Genomic DNA, 15,390 nt, shown 5'->3' with positions numbered 1-15,390 from the left:
ATGAGAGGAATTTATGGACATGTGGCATTGCTCATTGCATCTTTAGTGTTTATAATATCTTTTACTTATAAAGTGATACATTTGGACGAAGTAAGTTGCTCGGTTTTTTTTAGAGATTTGTTAATTTTTATAGTAATATACAATATAGCAAAATATTTCTTTCGATACATTGAGGAAATGTTTAATAATTACAGAAAAATAATATGAGTAGTTACTACAAATTAAACAACAATTACTTAAATCAAGAAGAATTGATTAACGAATTTATCCCTAAAATAAAATCATGGGTTATTAGAGCTGTAAATACTCTACCGGATAGTGTTGATGTGGACGAAATTTATTCTGCGGCATGTTATGGCTTTGTGGAAGCATTAAATAGATATGACAAATCGAAAGGTGTTGATTTTAAAGCGTATGCTGAGCGAAGAATAAAAGGTGCAATTTTAGATTGCCTTAGAAGTTTGGATCACCTTTCGAGAGGAATGCGTAGCAAGGTCAAAGATTTGGAAGAGAAAATTGCAAAATTATCAACAAAATTGGGAAGGAAACCAACGGTTGAAGAAATGGTAAAAGAATACAACATGGAAGAAGACGAGGTTAATAAGCTGCTAGAGCTGATTGAAAACTCTGATAAGACAAGTCTTGATACAGTTGTGGGAGATGATGAAAATAGCTCATTAGTTGATTTTATTAAGAGTGATATTTTAACTCCGGAAGAAAATATAGAAAAACGTGAATTAATAAATATATTAGCAAGAGAAATTGAAAGTTTAAAAGAGAAAGAGAGGCTTGTTATTACACTTTATTATTATGAAGAATTAACTATGAAGGAGATTGGGGAAGTTTTAGGTATTTCAGAATCGAGAGTGTGTCAGATTCATAACAGTGTAGTGGATAAGCTTAAGAGGAGGTTAAGGAAATATTATGAATAAGATAAAGGTGTTGATTGTAGATGACTCAGCTTTTATGAGAAAAGCTATAGAAACAATGTTAAGAAAAGACCCTGAAATCGATGTGGTAGGTTTTGCTAGAAATGGTAAGGAAGCTATTGAGTTAGTTGAGTCATTAAATCCAGATATTGTTACTCTTGATATAGAAATGCCTGTTATGAACGGGCTTGAAGCTTTAGAAATAATAATGAAAAAGTTTCCCAGACCGGTAATAATGGTGAGTTCGTTAACAACTGAGGGGGCAGAGGCTACTCTTAAAGCATTGGAATTAGGTGCGGTTGATTTTATTCCGAAAGATAAATCTTTTGCTACTTTGACGGTAATGAAAATAGAGAGAGATTTAATTGAAAAAATAAAGCATTTTGCAAGGAAAAGAATAACTGGAATTTTTCCTCATAGAGCTCAAGCTGTTACTTTCAAAAGAGAGCATACAGAGGTTAAACCTGTACAAACTCAACCTGTAAGTAGACCTGTAAAAAAAGTTCCTATTAATATGGTTTTGATAGGGACATCGACAGGTGGTCCTCAATCATTGCAGCGTGTTATACCACAGATAAGTCCAGATATAAACAAACCAATATTAGTTGTTCAACATATGCCACCAAATTTTACAAAGTCTTTGGCTAACAGACTTGATTCTTTGAGCAAATTGACTGTGATAGAAGCTCAAGGAAAAGAAAAAATTGAGCCAAATGTGGTTTATATTGCAAAGGGTGGATTTCACCTAAAGGTTCGTAAAATTGGGACGAATTATTATACAGAAGTTACAGAAGAACCTAAGAATGTGCTACATATACCAAATGTTGATGTGATGGTGAGTTCTGCTGTTGAGTGTATAGGTGGTAATGGCCTTGGGGTGATTATGACTGGTATGGGGTCTGATGGAAAAGAAGGGTTGAAAAAGTTGAAGCAGAAAGGTGGTATTGTAATTGCGCAGAATGATGAAACTTGTGTGGTATACGGGATGCCACGGGCTGTGGTAGAAGCAAAAATAGCTGATGAAGTGGTTCCTTTAGATAAGATTGCTGAAAGAATTGAATATTATTGTAAATAAAAAAAAATGGATAGAATATGGCTGATATCTTAAGTCAAGAAGAAATTGATGCTCTTTTATCTACAGTAGCTGAAGAAGGGCTGGATGAAAAGAAGGTTGATACTTTAGAGTTTGTTCCTAAGAAAGTATCGGTATACGATTTTAGAAGACCTGATAGGGTTTCTAAAGAACAACTTCGTTCTATCAGGAACTTGCATGATAAATTTGCTAGAAATTTCAGCTCAGCGTTGTCTAATGTTTTAAGAGCGATTACAGATATAAATCTGGTTAGTGTGGATCAGATGACATATGGTGAATTTTTGATGTCTCTTCCTGATCCCACAAGTTTTAATGTGGTAAGCATGATTCCACTGGAAGGAAATGTAGTTTTGGAGATTAATCCTTCTATAGTTTTTCCTATTGTTGACAAGTTGTTGGGTGGAACGGGCCAGCCGTTATACAAATTGCGTGAATTAACCGATTTGGAACAAAAGCTATTAGATGGAGTAATTAATCTTCTCCTTAAAGAGCTAGAAGATGTTTGGAGACAAGTTATTCCTAATGTGAAATTTAAAAAGGAAGTTAGTGAAAATAGTCCTCAAGTTATACAAATTGTTGCTCAAAATGAAGTTGTGGTTTTAATTGTGTTTGAATTAAAGTTTGGAGAAGCATCTGGTTTAATAAATCTTTGTTTTCCTGCAATAACTTTGGAACCAATTTTAGGGAAGATTAGTTCACAGGATTGGATAATAGGTGGTAAGAAAGGTAAGTTTGGAAATTATGAAGAACAGATATACCAATTATTGGAAGATATTTTAGTAAATATTCATGCAATATTGGGTGAAAACGTTTTGACAGTAAATGAGATTTTATCATTAAAAGCGGGAGATACTGTAATTTTAAATAATAAAGCATCTTTGCCTGCGATATTATATGTTAATAACTTGAGGAAGTACGAGGTTGAACTAGGTATTTCAGGTGTTAAAAAAGGAGTTAAACTTAAAAGAATCATTGAAGAAAATAAAGTTGGGGTAGGTTCGTGAAAAATATAATTAATTTAGATGAAATGCCAAAACTAAAGGAAGTAGTAAGTTTAATTAAAGAGCATTTTTCAAGTTCTTTACAGACTGTGATAAATCAAGATGTAAATTTGCAGGTGGAAGAGTTTTATACAGGCTACTTTGATGATATTATCGGAGATATAGAAAACCCTATTTTTATAAGGGGTGAAGATAGTGAAAATAACTTATTTTGTGGATTTATTTTTAATTTGAAAGATATAACAGCATTAGTTGATTATATGATGATGGGGGAAGGAGAATCGAAAGATGAGCTTGATGATGAGACAAGAGATGCTGCTAAGGAATTGACAAATCAAATTATATCATCGTTGAATGTTCCTTTATCTGGTTATGTTGGTAAAAAATTTAATTTTTCTGTGGTTGATGTTACATATGAGAAACCAGATTTTGAGGATGAGATTTCTGGGATCACATTTGACCTTAAAGCTGATAAGATTGATTCAAAATATATATTTTTTGTAGATGCTAAGTTTAATAATATGGTAAGCCTTAAAGATGAGGCAGATGATATTTCACCTGATTTTGGTGATTTTACAGGTACTTTAGGTGAGGAGGGGGAAATTGAAATTGGGGGTAATATAGATCTTTTGCTTGATGTGGAAATACCTGTTTCTGTTAAAATTGGTTCTACAAAAATGTATTTAAAAGATATTTTGGAGCTTGGGCCAGGTAAAATTATAGAGTTAGAGGAATACGCCGATGAACCAGTAGAGCTATTGGTGAATAATAAGGTTATTGCAAGAGGAGAAGTGGTTGTGGTAGACGGGTATTTTGGCCTGAGAATTCAAGAGATTGTTAGTAGAGCTGAACGGATAAAAAAATTAAAAGATTAATTTATTGAAAAATCTTGAATAAACTTAAGTTAAGATGTATTTAATTTTTAAATACAGTTTTAGGAGGCTTTAATGGCTTACGATGACGTTATTATAACTGTTGATGATTCATCAACAATGCGAAGAATTATAAAGAATACACTACATAAAATAGGGTTTTCAAATGTGTTAGAAGCATCTAATGGTGTTGAGGCATTGGAAGTTTTATCAAAAAACAAAGTAGACCTTATCATAACTGATTGGAATATGCCTGAAATGGATGGGTTAACTTTTGTTAAGACAGTTAGAGCGAATAGAGAGTATGATGAAATACCTATTTTAATGGTTACTACAGAAGCAGCTAAGGAAGATATCTTGATAGCATTAAAAAGTGGTGTAAACAATTATGTGGTTAAACCTTTTACACCAGATACGTTAAAGGAGAAGGTATTTAAACTGCTTGGATATTAAAATGAGTGAATATTTAAACGATTTAAATGAATTAATTGATATTGCAAAAAAGATTAATAGTGGGGATTACGATTTAATAGAGATTAATATTAAACCAGAGAGCGAATTATTTCAAATTGCTCAGTATTTTAATGAAGCTTTGAAAAAGCTTAAAATAGTAGATGATGCTTTTTCTGATGCTTACGAGGATTTACCTTTATTTGAGAAGATCTTGCGTGAAATAATCAATGATATGAAAAATGCTACTGAATCAATTTTAAGTGAGATTGATAAAATTAACTTTAATATAGATTCTATTAAAGAAAGTTTAAAAGGGTTGAAAGAAGCAATTAAAAATGGAGATTTTGATAGGGCAAAAATTTATTTAAATGGGATCAAAGATTCGGTTATGGAAGGGGAGGATATCTGCTTTGATATGATAGCTGCTTTAGAGTTTCAAGATATAACCAAGCAAAAAATTGATAAACTTATGATGATTTTGAATGAGATAGAAAATAGAATTGCGGATTTGATAATCAAGCTTGGGTTAAAAAGTAATAAACTTGATCCAGAAAAACTGAGTGAAGTGAAAGAAAAGAAAGAGGTGTTAGAGGACCAAGAATTAGTAGATAAATTACTTGAAGAATTTGGTCTTTAGGAGATTATAATGAATAATGAAATGAGTGATTTAATACAGGATTTTTTAATTGAGACAGAAGAACTTATAGAACAGCTTGATCAAGATCTTGTGGAACTTGAGCAAAGAAAGGATGATTTGGATTTATTAAATAAAATTTTTCGTGCTGCTCATACAATCAAAGGATCATCATCTTTTTTAGGTTTCGATAAATTAACAGAAGTTACCCATGTAGCAGAAGAGATATTAAATAAGTTACGTAAAGGGGATATGGTAGTTACTACAGAGGTGATGGATGTTCTTTTGGAATTTGTTGATTGTGTGAAAAGAATTGTCGAGGATATAAAGAATGGTACTGATTCTACAGATACAACAGAAATTGTAAAAAAATTAAAATTGGTAAATGAAGGTAAGGCATTAAAGAAAGAACCCCAGAAGGATGTTCAAAAAGCAGAAAAATCAAAGACTGCAAAGAAAAATGAGCCTTCACAGATAAGTAAAATAACAAAGGCTATAGAGCAAACAATCAGAGTAGATGTAAACAGACTTGATACATTGATGAATCTTGTGGGTGAACTTGTTTTAAGTAGAAACAGAATTGCTCAGATATCAGCAGAATTTGAAAAAAAATTTGATGGCGACTTTTTGGTAGAGCAACTCATTGAGACCACTTCACATCTTGGTCTTATTACAACAGAATTACAATTGGCCGTAATGAAAACAAGGATGGTCCCCATTGGAAAGGTATTCAATAAGTTCCCGAGAATGGTTAGAGATTTATGCAGAGAGCTTAACAAAGAGATAGATTTAATTATTTCGGGAGAGGATACAGAGCTTGATAAATCGGTAGTGGAAGAGATAGGTGATCCTTTAATTCATATGCTGAGAAATGCTGTTGATCATGGTATTGAGCCACCTGAGGAGAGATTGAAAAAGGGTAAACCAGAAAAAGGGACAGTTTATCTTACAGCATATCACGAAGGTAATCATATTGTTATAGAGATACGTGATGATGGAAGGGGGATGGATCCTGAAAAACTCAAGAAGAAAGCCATTGAAAAAGGGGTTATTACGCCAGAGGAAGCTAAAACATTAAGTAAAGAAGAAGCTTTTGGACTTATTTTTAAACCAGGTTTTTCCACTTCAGAAAAGGTTACTGGAGTTTCTGGCCGTGGTGTAGGAATGGACGTGGTTAAGACTAATATTGAAAAGCTGAATGGTATTATACAAATTGAGTCAGAAATTGATAAAGGAACTACCTTTAGGATGAAATTACCTCTAACTCTAGCGATAATACAGGCACTTTTGGTGGAAGTGTCTGGTGAGGTTTTTGCAGTTCCCATTGTATCTGTGATTGAAACTGTAAAGATTGATGAAAATGAAATACATAATTTTGAAGGAAGAGAAGTCTTAAAATTAAGAGAATCCGTATTATCTTTGGTAAGGATTAATGAAGTTTTTGAGTTAGAGCCCACTTTCAGCAATGAAATGTATGTAGTAGTGGTAGCATTGGCTGAAAAACGTGTGGGATTTGTGGTTGATAGACTTATAGGACAGGAAGAAATTGTAATCAAGTCATTGGGTGAATATTTGGGTGGAACTGTAGGAATAGCAGGTGCTACTATAATGGGTGATGGTACCGTACGGCTGATACTTGATGTCGCAGGGATAATGGATATCGCATCAAAGATGCCAAGAATTCCAAGAAAAAAGAAAAGTAAAAGTGTTACGACAGAATCTGTAAATGAAAAAAGATTAAGACTTATGCTTGTTGATGATTCTGCCACTGATAGAAAAATTATGAAAAGGTTATTGAGTGGTACAGGTTGGATAGATGTGATAGAAATTACAAATGGTAAAGATGCTATAGCTGCAATTAAAAATTTTGACGTGGATATGATAATAACTGATATTTTTATGCCAGGAATGGACGGATTTGAGCTGTCAAGGTCTTTAAGAGAAGCTGGATATAATGGACCTATTTTGGCAATTTCATCGAGAGGGGAAGTTAACGATAGTAAAAAGTTTTCTGCATACGGTATAGACGCGTTTCTAACAAAACCTGTAGGTTTGGATGACATTTTAAATAAGATAAATGAACTTAATTCAATTTATAAAAAATAGTATAATTTTTCTTTTACTTGTGTTTGTTTATGAGGTTACCACCTTGGATAGGAGGTTTCAAACTGTAAGCAAGTTGGATTACAAATCTTTTTATTTTTATAATGGTGGTGCAGATGTAATAAAAGAGTTAAAGATTGTTAAGACTTATTCCGATTTTGAATTTAAAAAGGCTTTAAGGGATTTTAAAATTGAAAAGACAAATTATAAGAAACTTCTACCTAAGTCTGTTGATCGTCCTGTTAAGTATCAATATATCTGGTGGAGATGAAAAATATAAATTTAAGGTTATTGCAGAGAAACCTGGTTCTATAATCACATCTTTTTACGTATACAGTAAAAGTAGTGAAGATGCTAAAGAAGAAGTTTCATTGAATGGCTGGAAAGTTATTAGTGTAGAGAGGATTGAATCAACGGAATATAAACAAAAGGTAGACAATGGTGTAGTAAAAAATGCATTACAAACTGATTTTGCAAAATTGAAGCTTATAAAAACTTTTTATTTCGATAAAGGAGCATTTTCATTTAATTTAGATAATGACACGATAAACTTTATTAAATCATTAGATAAGAATAAAGTTTATTATATTTATGGCCATACCGATTCATTGCCAGTAAACCCCAATGATAAGTATAAAAATAATTATGAGTTATCTATATTAAGAGCAAAGTTTGTAAAGGATCTTTTAAAAAAATATGCGGATATTGATGAAAATGCAAAAATTGTTGGTTTAGGTGAGTTTTATCCTTTAGTATCTAATAGTTTTGAAGGAGCTGTTCAAAATAGACGGGTAGAGCTTTATGAATCAGATTAGAAAAATAGATCCAAAAGATTTGTATGATATCAACATTGCTAATTTTTATAATTATGTTGCCGAGATAATGGATGATTTTCATTATGCATTTCATATCAGTATCAGAGAGATCCCAAATAAAACTAGGTGTGAGATTTGGAAACATAAAAGAAGTGACGATGAGGCTTTGGTGTGGGTGGAGGTTGTTAAAGAAAGCAAAGATGTGGCTTCTGATACTGTTGTAGAAGTGCTTAGAGTTATGAATGACAACAATCTTACAAAGTTGTTCTTTTTCACTAATGGTTCATTGAAGGATGGCGATAGACAGATTTTAGATGATGAAGGGCATTTTATTTTTACAACTGATGAAATTATTGAAACGTTGATTGCTTTGGATAAGAAAAAAATTCCTAAAAAGAAATATGTAAGAAAACAAGTGAAGATTCCATCTGGTTTTGTTTTAATTAGAAATTATCTTCGTAGCAGAGAACTACCTAAAGAAAAGAATGTGATTAGAATAAATTTGATAAAAGATATAGTTGATAAGTATATATCTCTTTATGAACCAATTAAGAACATAATTTCAAATATAAAAAATTATGATGAAATACCTGATGATATAAAAGAGAGATTAAAAAGGGAACAGTTTAAATTACTTCCTAATTTAATTGTTATTTCTACATATAGTTTTATGGATAAATTTCAATACTTAAAAGTAGATCTATTTAATTATGTAAAGCTGTTAATCATGTATATTGGAGCCATCATAGAATATGAACCAATGGAAGATGTGGAGAAATACAAAAGTGAGATTGAAGAATATCTTGATAGATTTAGCAAAATAGAGGAAGAGATTGATCAGTATAAAAAAGAATATATTGATGAAAATAAACGATTATCTGTGAGATTGTTAGTATCTTCAGTTTTGTTTATTATTATCTTTTTAATATTATTAATAATGTTGGTAGTTAAAGGATGAAAGGTTTTGATTTTTCTGCACTGCTAGACAGTGTTGATGAAATAGTTATGGTGATTGATGAAAATTATAGTATTCAGTTTGTAAACAATAAGTTAAAGTTATTAACAAATAAGACTCCATCTCAAGTCACAGGGAAAAAATGTTATTCAGTATTATTTAAAAGAACAGAACCTTGTGAGAATTGTCCGTTGTCCTATTTAAAGGAAAAATGTTTTGCTAAAGATATTATACACGATACTATTGATTTTAGAGGTTTTAGAAAGATTTTTAGAGGAAAATTTGAATGTGTTGGTGATAGATATTTTGTAGAAGTTTTTGATGATATTACTGAAGGAAAGGTATTGGTAGATAAACTTACACATCAAGCAAAGGAGTTAAAAGCAAACAATGTAATTTTAAATCTTAAAAAACTGGAGGTTGAGAAAAAGCATCGGTTTTTAACTAAAGTAATAAACAGCATTAGTGACGGTTTAATGGTAGTAGAAAAGGATTATTCAATAAATATTTTAAATTATAAAATATCTGAGTTCGTTGGGAAACATTCTGATGAACTAAGAGCAGGTAAGTGTTATGAAGTTTATGGTTTTTCTGAGCCATGTAAAGAATGTCCTTTAATAGACAAAAAAATAACAAAATCTGTTAGAAAAGTTAATAAGAAAACTCTTACCCTGCAGTTTAATAGATTTGATGATTATATTGTTGAAAGTATACGTGATACAACAAGAGAGATTTTGCTTCTTGATGAAATTAAAAGGCAACAGCAGGATTTAAAAGAGAAACAGCATCAGATGATGAAACTTAATGAAGATTTATTAAAAATGAATGAGAAGCTTAAAAAAGCTCAAGAGATTATTGATGAGGAGTTGCGCCAAGTAGGTGAGATTCAGTCGAGTCTTTTACCTGAAAAATTACCGGAAATAGAAGGGTATGAGTTTGGAGCTTTTTATACTCCTGCTGAGCAAGCAGGTGGTGATTATTTTGATTGTATTGAGATGAGCAACGGTTATTGGGGATTTACTGTGGCTGATGTTAGCGGTCACGGGATTCCTGCTGCAGTAATAATGGCAATTACGAGAGCTATAATGCGCTCTTATACTTATGATGTGATATCTGCAGCAGAGGCCCTAAATATGGTAAATGAAATTTTGTGTGATAATATCTATACGAACGATTTTGTTACTATGTTTTATCTTGTAATGAACAGTCTTACTGGTGAGTGCAATTATGCGAGTGCAGGTCATAATCCTCTACTTTATTTTGATAAATCGGAAATGGTTGTAAAAAAAGTTACAGCAAATGGATTATTTTTAGGTACTTTTGATATGGTGGAATATGAAGAGGGGAGTTTTACCTTTGATAATGGTGATATTGCATTCATGTATACTGACGGATTGGTAGAAGCTATGAATAAAAATGATGAACAGTATGGATATGATAGATTAATAAATAAGATAATTATGTTTCACAATGAAAAGTGTGATGATATAATAAAATATATAATGGAGGATGTAAAAGAGTTTACGGAGGGTAGACCATTTGAAGATGATATAACAATATTCATAATAAAGAAGAAGGAGGTTTAATTATGTACGAAGTGAAAGATATTGCGGGGAAAAAAGTTGTTTATTTGACAGGGGAAATCAATGCTCAAACAGGGCAGGCAATGAAAAATGAAGTGTTAAAGTTTTTCAATGATGTGGATACAGTTGTTCTTTCATTCAAAGGTGTTGTTTATATGAATAGTTCAGGATTGAGAGAAATTATAGATTTATACAAACAAAGCAATAAGAATAAGAAAAATTTAAGAATTTGTGATTTATCAAGTGATTTAAAGGAGATGTTTTCTTTCACAGGATTAGATAAGATATTTAAGATTTTTCCTACCGAAAATGATGCATTGAGGTAATTTATGTCATATAGATGGGATAAAAAAGGTGATGTTTTAAAGGTTATTTTAAGCCCAAATATTACTTCTAATGATTTTAAAAATATTGTGGAAGAGTTGAAATCCTTTGACGATATAAGAGAAGTTAGGCTTGATTTAAAAAGCTGCGAATATATTCAAAGTAAAGTTTTGACTGGTTTTGTACAGTTGAATAAATTTTGTAAGGAGAGGAGTTTAAATCTCATCCTTGTAAATGTTAATGAAAGTATTGTGCAGTTGCTTGAATTAACAAATCTATATTCAATCTTTAAAATCGAGCGAGATTTTACTTCTTATACACCAGAAGAATTGATAAGCTTCTTTGAAGATGTGGAGCTTGCAGATAAAGTGTCGGATTTTATCGCGGAAAATTATAATGACAATTATAAGTCTTTGATGAAAAGTCTGATTAAAAGTGATGATCCTATCTTAAAAGAGTATGCAATATTAACCGTAGGGAAAGCTCACGATTATGATTTTTTAGAAGATGTTAGAGCAGCATTACAAGATGAAGTGGGAAATGTGGTAAAAGCAGCAATAACTGTCTTGGGCTGGTTTCAAGATTTTGAGTCTAAAGAAAAGATATATCCTTTCTTAAACAGTGAGTTTGTGGATGTGGCTGAGGCTGCAGCTGCTACAATTGCTTTGTTAGCAGAAGAAGATGATGCTGAAAGATTAGCTGAGCTACTGGAAAGAAAAGATGAGAGATTGAAAAAGATAGTGATTCAGGCGCTTACCCTAATAAATGATGATAAATGTTATAAAATTGTTAAAAGGGAGTTAGAAACAGAAAAGAATGAACTACTTATTGCCTATATTATAAAAATGCTTTCCTTTTTTAATAAAAAGGAAGTGGAAGATATTTTGATTAACTATCTATCTCATAATTCTAATATTGTTAGAGAGACTGCTGCTTCATCATTAGTGAGGATAAATGCTGTATCGAAAATAGAAGATATTTTAAAGAAAGTTACAGATTCTGATAGTATGGTAGGATATTTTTCTACCAAAGCTGTGGGAGAATTGTGCAAGGATAAGAGTTGTGCAGATTATTTAATGAAGGTTTATCATAGTGTAGCTGAAAATGTGAAATTGGCTATTATTGAGGCTCTTGGAAAAATAGGTGCTGACTGTGCAGATTTTTTATATCAGGCACTTTCTGAAAAAAATGAGGATATTAGAAAAGAAGCTCTTAACTCACTTTATTTGGTTTTAGGAGATAAAGTTAAAGATATAGCACTAGAGTGTTTGAAAGATGAAAGTTGGTTAGTTAGATACAAGGCAGTAGAAGTTCTTGGGAAGATCAATATTGCAGATTTAGAAAATATTTTAAATGAGCATTTAAAAGGTGAAAGTAACAAATTTGTAAAAGAAAAAATATATTCATTATTGGGAGAGTTATGATTAATTCTGGAATAATAAAAATTAAAGATGATGAGTTTTTTGAACTTGCAGAATTAATTTATAAACATTCAGGTATTTTTTTCACTCAAAACAAGAAATATTTATTGGAAAATAGATTATCTAGATTACTTCATGAGCATAACTTCACTTCTTTTAAGGATTATATTTATTATCTTAAATATAATTCAAGAGGGAAGGGTGAACTAGAGAGGTTAATAAATTTAGTAACAATTAATGAAACATATTTTTTTAGAGAAAAAGGGCAAATAGATTATCTAGTTGGTAAGGTCATTCCTTCAGAAATTCAAAAAGGAAAGAGAAGCTTTAAAATCTTATCAGCTGCTTGTTCCACTGGAGAAGAACCTTATAGTATTGCAATGGCGTTAAAAGAAAAGATGCTAGATACAAAAGCGAGATTTGATATTATTGGGGTAGATATAAATACTGACGTTGTTAGGACTGCACAAGAAGGTATTTTTCGTTCTGTATCATTTAGAGGAGTGGATCCAAAGATTATTGCAAAGTATTTTAAAAAAGATGGATTTAATTACTATTTATCCAATGAAATTAAGCGTATGGTTAGATTTATGCAAGGGAATATAACTGAAAGAGCCCTTTATTTGAAAATAGGTAAATGTGATGTCATCTTTTGTAGAAATGTACTGATATATTTTGATGTAGAGACGAAAAAAAAGGTGATAGAGCATTTTTATAACTCATTAAATAATCCAGGCTATTTATTTTTAGGACATTCTGAGACAATGAATAGACTCAGTGATAAATTTGAGATGAATAATTTTAGAACTGGTATTGTGTACATAAAAAACAAGTGAGAGAAGAATGGGATAGGGCCAAAAGACTTGCAACATGTAATAGGGAAGATAAGTTTTCCTGAAAAAGTTCAGGATGTTCTTGATAAGAGTAGTTTTAATAAATATGGTTTTGTTTCTAAAGAATTCATAGAAGGTAATCTGGTTAATTTATCGGTTATTACGAATATTAAAAAGATTGAAATGCCCGTAATTGATAGTAGAAAGAGAGTAAATAAGTTTATGAAAGGTAAGTCTAGTGATAAAAAAGTGATGAGTAAAAAAAGAAAATTTATTATAGAAGAAGAAGTGGGCAAAATAATAGATACAGAGGGTTAGGTATGAATAAAGTTATTTTAAAGGTTTATCAACCAGAAGATGTAAAAACAGTTTATGCTATGTTTGTGGATGAAAGAAATTTTGGTATAAAATCAAACAGCTTAAGTGAAGATTTATTTATGGATTCATTGAAAATTAATGCATTGTGGTATGAAGGGGATGTTTTGGTTGGAGCTGATGTAGAGTATACGAGAAAAGATAAAGATATATATTACTTTAAAATAACCTCAAAAATAGAAAAAGGATTAAAAAGGGAGCATTATCGTATAGATTATAAAGGTAATTACTATATTAAATTGATTGACATGGATTCAGTGAGTGAATTTAAGAGGTTAATAGATAGAAAGAGTATTCAGGCAAAAACAACAATGTCAAATAAAATAAAAAATATAATCCAAAAAGAAACTACTAACATGCAATATGTTCTGAGATTTTTATTAGAAATTGATTTAAAGCTGGATGCTATTCTTGAGATGGTAGGGGACAAAGAGGTGGACTTAGATTTCATGTTGGTTGATGCAATTGATATCAGCGGTGGCGGTTTAAGTTTTTTCTCACCAGAGCAAATCAATAAAGATTTGTATTTATATATTGAAGGTGATATAAGAGAGGCGATGAATAGGGTTAAGTTTTATGCCTTAGGTAAGATAGTTACAGAATTTAAAACACCTAAAGGGTATATATACGGGGTCGAGTTTAAATATATAGATTATGAATTGAGAGAAGATATAATAAAATTTGTTTTTGAAAAGGATAGAGAACTTATAAAAAAAGCATTGCAAAGCTGATGAGGTAATAAGTGAATTATAGTTTGATTTTAATAATCGCTTTTTTATTGATAGGTATTTTATATATTTTTATTTTTATTTTGTTAGTAAAATTAAAATCTATCGAAAAAAAACTAATTGATATATCCTATGAGGATGTGCAGATCATTGTTAATGACTTGAAAGAATTACTAGTGGAGAGTGAGAGGGTTTCAGAACAAATCGATAATAATCTTAGAGAAAAGGAAGCTTTGCTTGAAGATCTTGTGGATCTAATTGATGCAAAAATAAACAGGCTTGAGGCAATTTCCTCATCTGTTCCGTCAGAAAAGGATTTGAAATCTCAAATTATAGCTCTTTATAAAAGTGGTAAAAACGTTTCAGAAATTGCCAAAGATTTAAATATATCTGTTACAGAAGTTAATCTTGTTTTAAAATTGCTCTATGAAAATTGAGAACAGTAATCTTTCACATATTCTCAGTAAAGAACTACCTCCGTTGAAAAAAGGTGAAGTAGTAAATGTAAAAGTAATAAGATTAATTGATAAAAACCGGTTTGTAGTAAGTATTAAAGGGAAACTTTTAAAAGCTATGATTAATTCTGAGATTACTTTATCTAAATTTAAAGCTGAAGTTATAAAAACAGAACCATTTTTAGAGCTGAAAACTGTAAAAGAGCCGGTTCAAAATCTTGACGCAATTTTTTTAAAAAAGATTGCTGTAAAATTTAGTAAAGATGAGATTTTTAAATTTCTAAGATCTTTTACTCACTTTGATTTAAAAAAGTTAGACAAAGAAGAGATAATGAAATTAATAAAGGATAGCGGTTTGTTTTTTGAAAAGAAGATTGCTGATGGTGAGGATGTGTCTAACGATGTGAAGGGGCTTATTTATAAAGATAATAGTAACTTAAAAGATATGTTTTTGAAGTTACAGGTAAATCTTTTAATGCATGGGGAGATTTTTTTGCCCTTTAAATCAGTGGAGTATGGCATAAAGGATGGAGAGATTAAAATAAAAAAAAGTAGAGAAGGTTTTTATATTACGATAAAAACAACTTTTTCCAAACTTGGGACAATAATGGTTAAACTAAGAGAATTTCAAGGAGAAATAACAGGTACTATATTTACGGAAAGTAGGTTTAAAGAATTGATAAATCAGATAAATATTGAAAATGTTAGATTAAACTGGAAAGAACTTAAAGTGGAAGAAATAGAAAAAGAGTTTGATTTCGATTCAAAGTTGATATCATCTTTAGGGCATTTTGAGACGATTGTATAAAAAACTGG

Annotated in this window: 19 protein-coding genes; all 19 read left to right on the top strand. The window is 30.9% G+C overall.

Annotated features, from left to right (window positions below):
* On the top strand, positions 1–207 hold the full coding sequence (locus tag FHQ18_RS11160; RefSeq protein ID WP_149267258.1) for a hypothetical protein: 207 nt from the start codon (positions 1–3) through the stop codon (positions 205–207).
* Positions 204–932: a sigma-70 family RNA polymerase sigma factor gene (locus FHQ18_RS11155; protein WP_149267257.1), complete on the top strand. Its 729-nt coding sequence runs from the start codon at positions 204–206 to the stop codon at positions 930–932. Before FHQ18_RS11160 ends, FHQ18_RS11155 begins: the two co-directional genes overlap by 4 nt.
* On the top strand, positions 925–2,004 hold the full coding sequence (locus FHQ18_RS11150; protein WP_149267256.1) for a protein-glutamate methylesterase/protein-glutamine glutaminase: 1,080 nt from the start codon (positions 925–927) through the stop codon (positions 2,002–2,004). The genes FHQ18_RS11155 and FHQ18_RS11150 overlap by 8 nt, the downstream gene beginning before the upstream one ends.
* Positions 2,005–2,021: 17 nt before the next feature.
* A complete protein-coding gene (gene fliM, locus FHQ18_RS11145; protein WP_149267255.1) occupies positions 2,022–3,026 on the top strand; it encodes a flagellar motor switch protein FliM in 1,005 nt (334 codons plus the stop codon).
* Positions 3,023–3,898 (top strand): flagellar motor switch protein FliN, encoded by an 876-nt coding sequence (gene fliN / locus FHQ18_RS11140; protein ID WP_149267254.1) that lies wholly within the window; start codon positions 3,023–3,025, stop codon positions 3,896–3,898. The genes fliM and fliN overlap by 4 nt, the downstream gene beginning before the upstream one ends.
* A 72-nt stretch (positions 3,899–3,970) precedes the next feature.
* On the top strand, positions 3,971–4,348 hold the full coding sequence (locus FHQ18_RS11135; RefSeq protein ID WP_149267253.1) for a response regulator: 378 nt from the start codon (positions 3,971–3,973) through the stop codon (positions 4,346–4,348).
* Between the two features lies 1 nt (position 4,349).
* Positions 4,350–4,985, top strand: coding sequence for a protein phosphatase CheZ (locus tag FHQ18_RS11130; RefSeq protein WP_149267252.1), 636 nt, complete (start codon positions 4,350–4,352; stop codon positions 4,983–4,985).
* A gap of 9 nt (positions 4,986–4,994) precedes the next feature.
* Positions 4,995–7,088, top strand: coding sequence for a hybrid sensor histidine kinase/response regulator (locus FHQ18_RS11125; protein ID WP_149267251.1), 2,094 nt, complete (start codon positions 4,995–4,997; stop codon positions 7,086–7,088).
* Positions 7,089–7,131: 43 nt separating this feature from the next.
* On the top strand, positions 7,132–7,356 hold the full coding sequence (locus tag FHQ18_RS11120; protein WP_223144618.1) for a hypothetical protein: 225 nt from the start codon (positions 7,132–7,134) through the stop codon (positions 7,354–7,356).
* Positions 7,316–7,900, top strand: coding sequence for an OmpA family protein (locus FHQ18_RS11115; RefSeq protein ID WP_188020401.1), 585 nt, complete (start codon positions 7,316–7,318; stop codon positions 7,898–7,900). The genes FHQ18_RS11120 and FHQ18_RS11115 overlap by 41 nt, the downstream gene beginning before the upstream one ends.
* Positions 7,887–8,858, top strand: coding sequence for a hypothetical protein (locus FHQ18_RS11110; RefSeq protein WP_149267248.1), 972 nt, complete (start codon positions 7,887–7,889; stop codon positions 8,856–8,858). Before FHQ18_RS11115 ends, FHQ18_RS11110 begins: the two co-directional genes overlap by 14 nt.
* Entirely contained in the window at positions 8,855–10,441 is a 1,587-nt protein-coding gene (locus tag FHQ18_RS11105) for a SpoIIE family protein phosphatase (protein WP_149267247.1), read from the top strand. Before FHQ18_RS11110 ends, FHQ18_RS11105 begins: the two co-directional genes overlap by 4 nt.
* A 2-nt stretch (positions 10,442–10,443) precedes the next feature.
* On the top strand, positions 10,444–10,764 hold the full coding sequence (locus tag FHQ18_RS11100) for an anti-sigma factor antagonist (protein WP_149267246.1): 321 nt from the start codon (positions 10,444–10,446) through the stop codon (positions 10,762–10,764).
* A gap of 3 nt (positions 10,765–10,767) precedes the next feature.
* Entirely contained in the window at positions 10,768–12,186 is a 1,419-nt protein-coding gene (locus FHQ18_RS11095; RefSeq protein ID WP_149267245.1) for a HEAT repeat domain-containing protein, read from the top strand.
* Positions 12,183–13,019, top strand: coding sequence for a CheR family methyltransferase (locus tag FHQ18_RS11090; protein WP_149267244.1), 837 nt, complete (start codon positions 12,183–12,185; stop codon positions 13,017–13,019). Before FHQ18_RS11095 ends, FHQ18_RS11090 begins: the two co-directional genes overlap by 4 nt.
* Before the next feature lie 27 nt (positions 13,020–13,046).
* A complete protein-coding gene (locus tag FHQ18_RS11085; RefSeq protein ID WP_149267243.1) occupies positions 13,047–13,334 on the top strand; it encodes a hypothetical protein in 288 nt (95 codons plus the stop codon).
* Between the two features lie 2 nt (positions 13,335–13,336).
* Positions 13,337–14,122 carry a PilZ domain-containing protein gene (locus FHQ18_RS11080; protein ID WP_149267242.1) on the top strand — a complete coding sequence of 262 codons (786 nt, stop codon included), beginning with the start codon at positions 13,337–13,339 and terminating at the stop codon, positions 14,120–14,122.
* 11 nt (positions 14,123–14,133) lie between these two features.
* Positions 14,134–14,556, top strand: a complete 423-nt coding sequence (locus tag FHQ18_RS11075; RefSeq protein ID WP_149267241.1) for a DUF6115 domain-containing protein — start codon at positions 14,134–14,136, stop codon at positions 14,554–14,556.
* Positions 14,546–15,382 carry a hypothetical protein gene (locus FHQ18_RS11070; protein WP_149267240.1) on the top strand — a complete coding sequence of 279 codons (837 nt, stop codon included), beginning with the start codon at positions 14,546–14,548 and terminating at the stop codon, positions 15,380–15,382. The genes FHQ18_RS11075 and FHQ18_RS11070 overlap by 11 nt, the downstream gene beginning before the upstream one ends.
* The last annotated feature ends 8 nt before the right edge of the window (positions 15,383–15,390 follow it).

The organism is Deferribacter autotrophicus, from assembly GCF_008362905.1.
In the GTDB taxonomy this organism is placed as follows: Bacteria; Chrysiogenota; Deferribacteres; order Deferribacterales; family Deferribacteraceae; genus Deferribacter; species Deferribacter autotrophicus.
This window is presented reverse-complemented; position numbering and strand designations above follow the sequence as displayed.

Bases quoted from the DNA above. Each gene is read 5' to 3' on its own strand.
- FHQ18_RS11155 (WP_149267257.1), top strand. From the start codon at position 204: ATGAGTAGTTACTACAAATTAAACAACAATTACTTAAATCAAGAAGAA.
- FHQ18_RS11080 (WP_149267242.1), top strand. From the start codon at position 13,337: ATGAATAAAGTTATTTTAAAGGTTTATCAACCAGAAGATGTAAAAACA.
- fliM (WP_149267255.1), top strand. From the start codon at position 2,022: ATGGCTGATATCTTAAGTCAAGAAGAAATTGATGCTCTTTTATCTACA.
- FHQ18_RS11135 (WP_149267253.1), top strand. From the start codon at position 3,971: ATGGCTTACGATGACGTTATTATAACTGTTGATGATTCATCAACAATG.
- FHQ18_RS11150 (WP_149267256.1), top strand. From the start codon at position 925: ATGAATAAGATAAAGGTGTTGATTGTAGATGACTCAGCTTTTATGAGA.
- FHQ18_RS11090 (WP_149267244.1), top strand. From the start codon at position 12,183: ATGATTAATTCTGGAATAATAAAAATTAAAGATGATGAGTTTTTTGAA.
- FHQ18_RS11130 (WP_149267252.1), top strand. From the start codon at position 4,350: ATGAGTGAATATTTAAACGATTTAAATGAATTAATTGATATTGCAAAA.
- FHQ18_RS11160 (WP_149267258.1), top strand. From the start codon at position 1: ATGAGAGGAATTTATGGACATGTGGCATTGCTCATTGCATCTTTAGTG.
- FHQ18_RS11070 (WP_149267240.1), top strand. From the start codon at position 14,546: ATGAAAATTGAGAACAGTAATCTTTCACATATTCTCAGTAAAGAACTA.
- FHQ18_RS11095 (WP_149267245.1), top strand. From the start codon at position 10,768: ATGTCATATAGATGGGATAAAAAAGGTGATGTTTTAAAGGTTATTTTA.
- FHQ18_RS11110 (WP_149267248.1), top strand. From the start codon at position 7,887: ATGAATCAGATTAGAAAAATAGATCCAAAAGATTTGTATGATATCAAC.
- FHQ18_RS11105 (WP_149267247.1), top strand. From the start codon at position 8,855: ATGAAAGGTTTTGATTTTTCTGCACTGCTAGACAGTGTTGATGAAATA.
- FHQ18_RS11125 (WP_149267251.1), top strand. From the start codon at position 4,995: ATGAATAATGAAATGAGTGATTTAATACAGGATTTTTTAATTGAGACA.
- FHQ18_RS11100 (WP_149267246.1), top strand. From the start codon at position 10,444: ATGTACGAAGTGAAAGATATTGCGGGGAAAAAAGTTGTTTATTTGACA.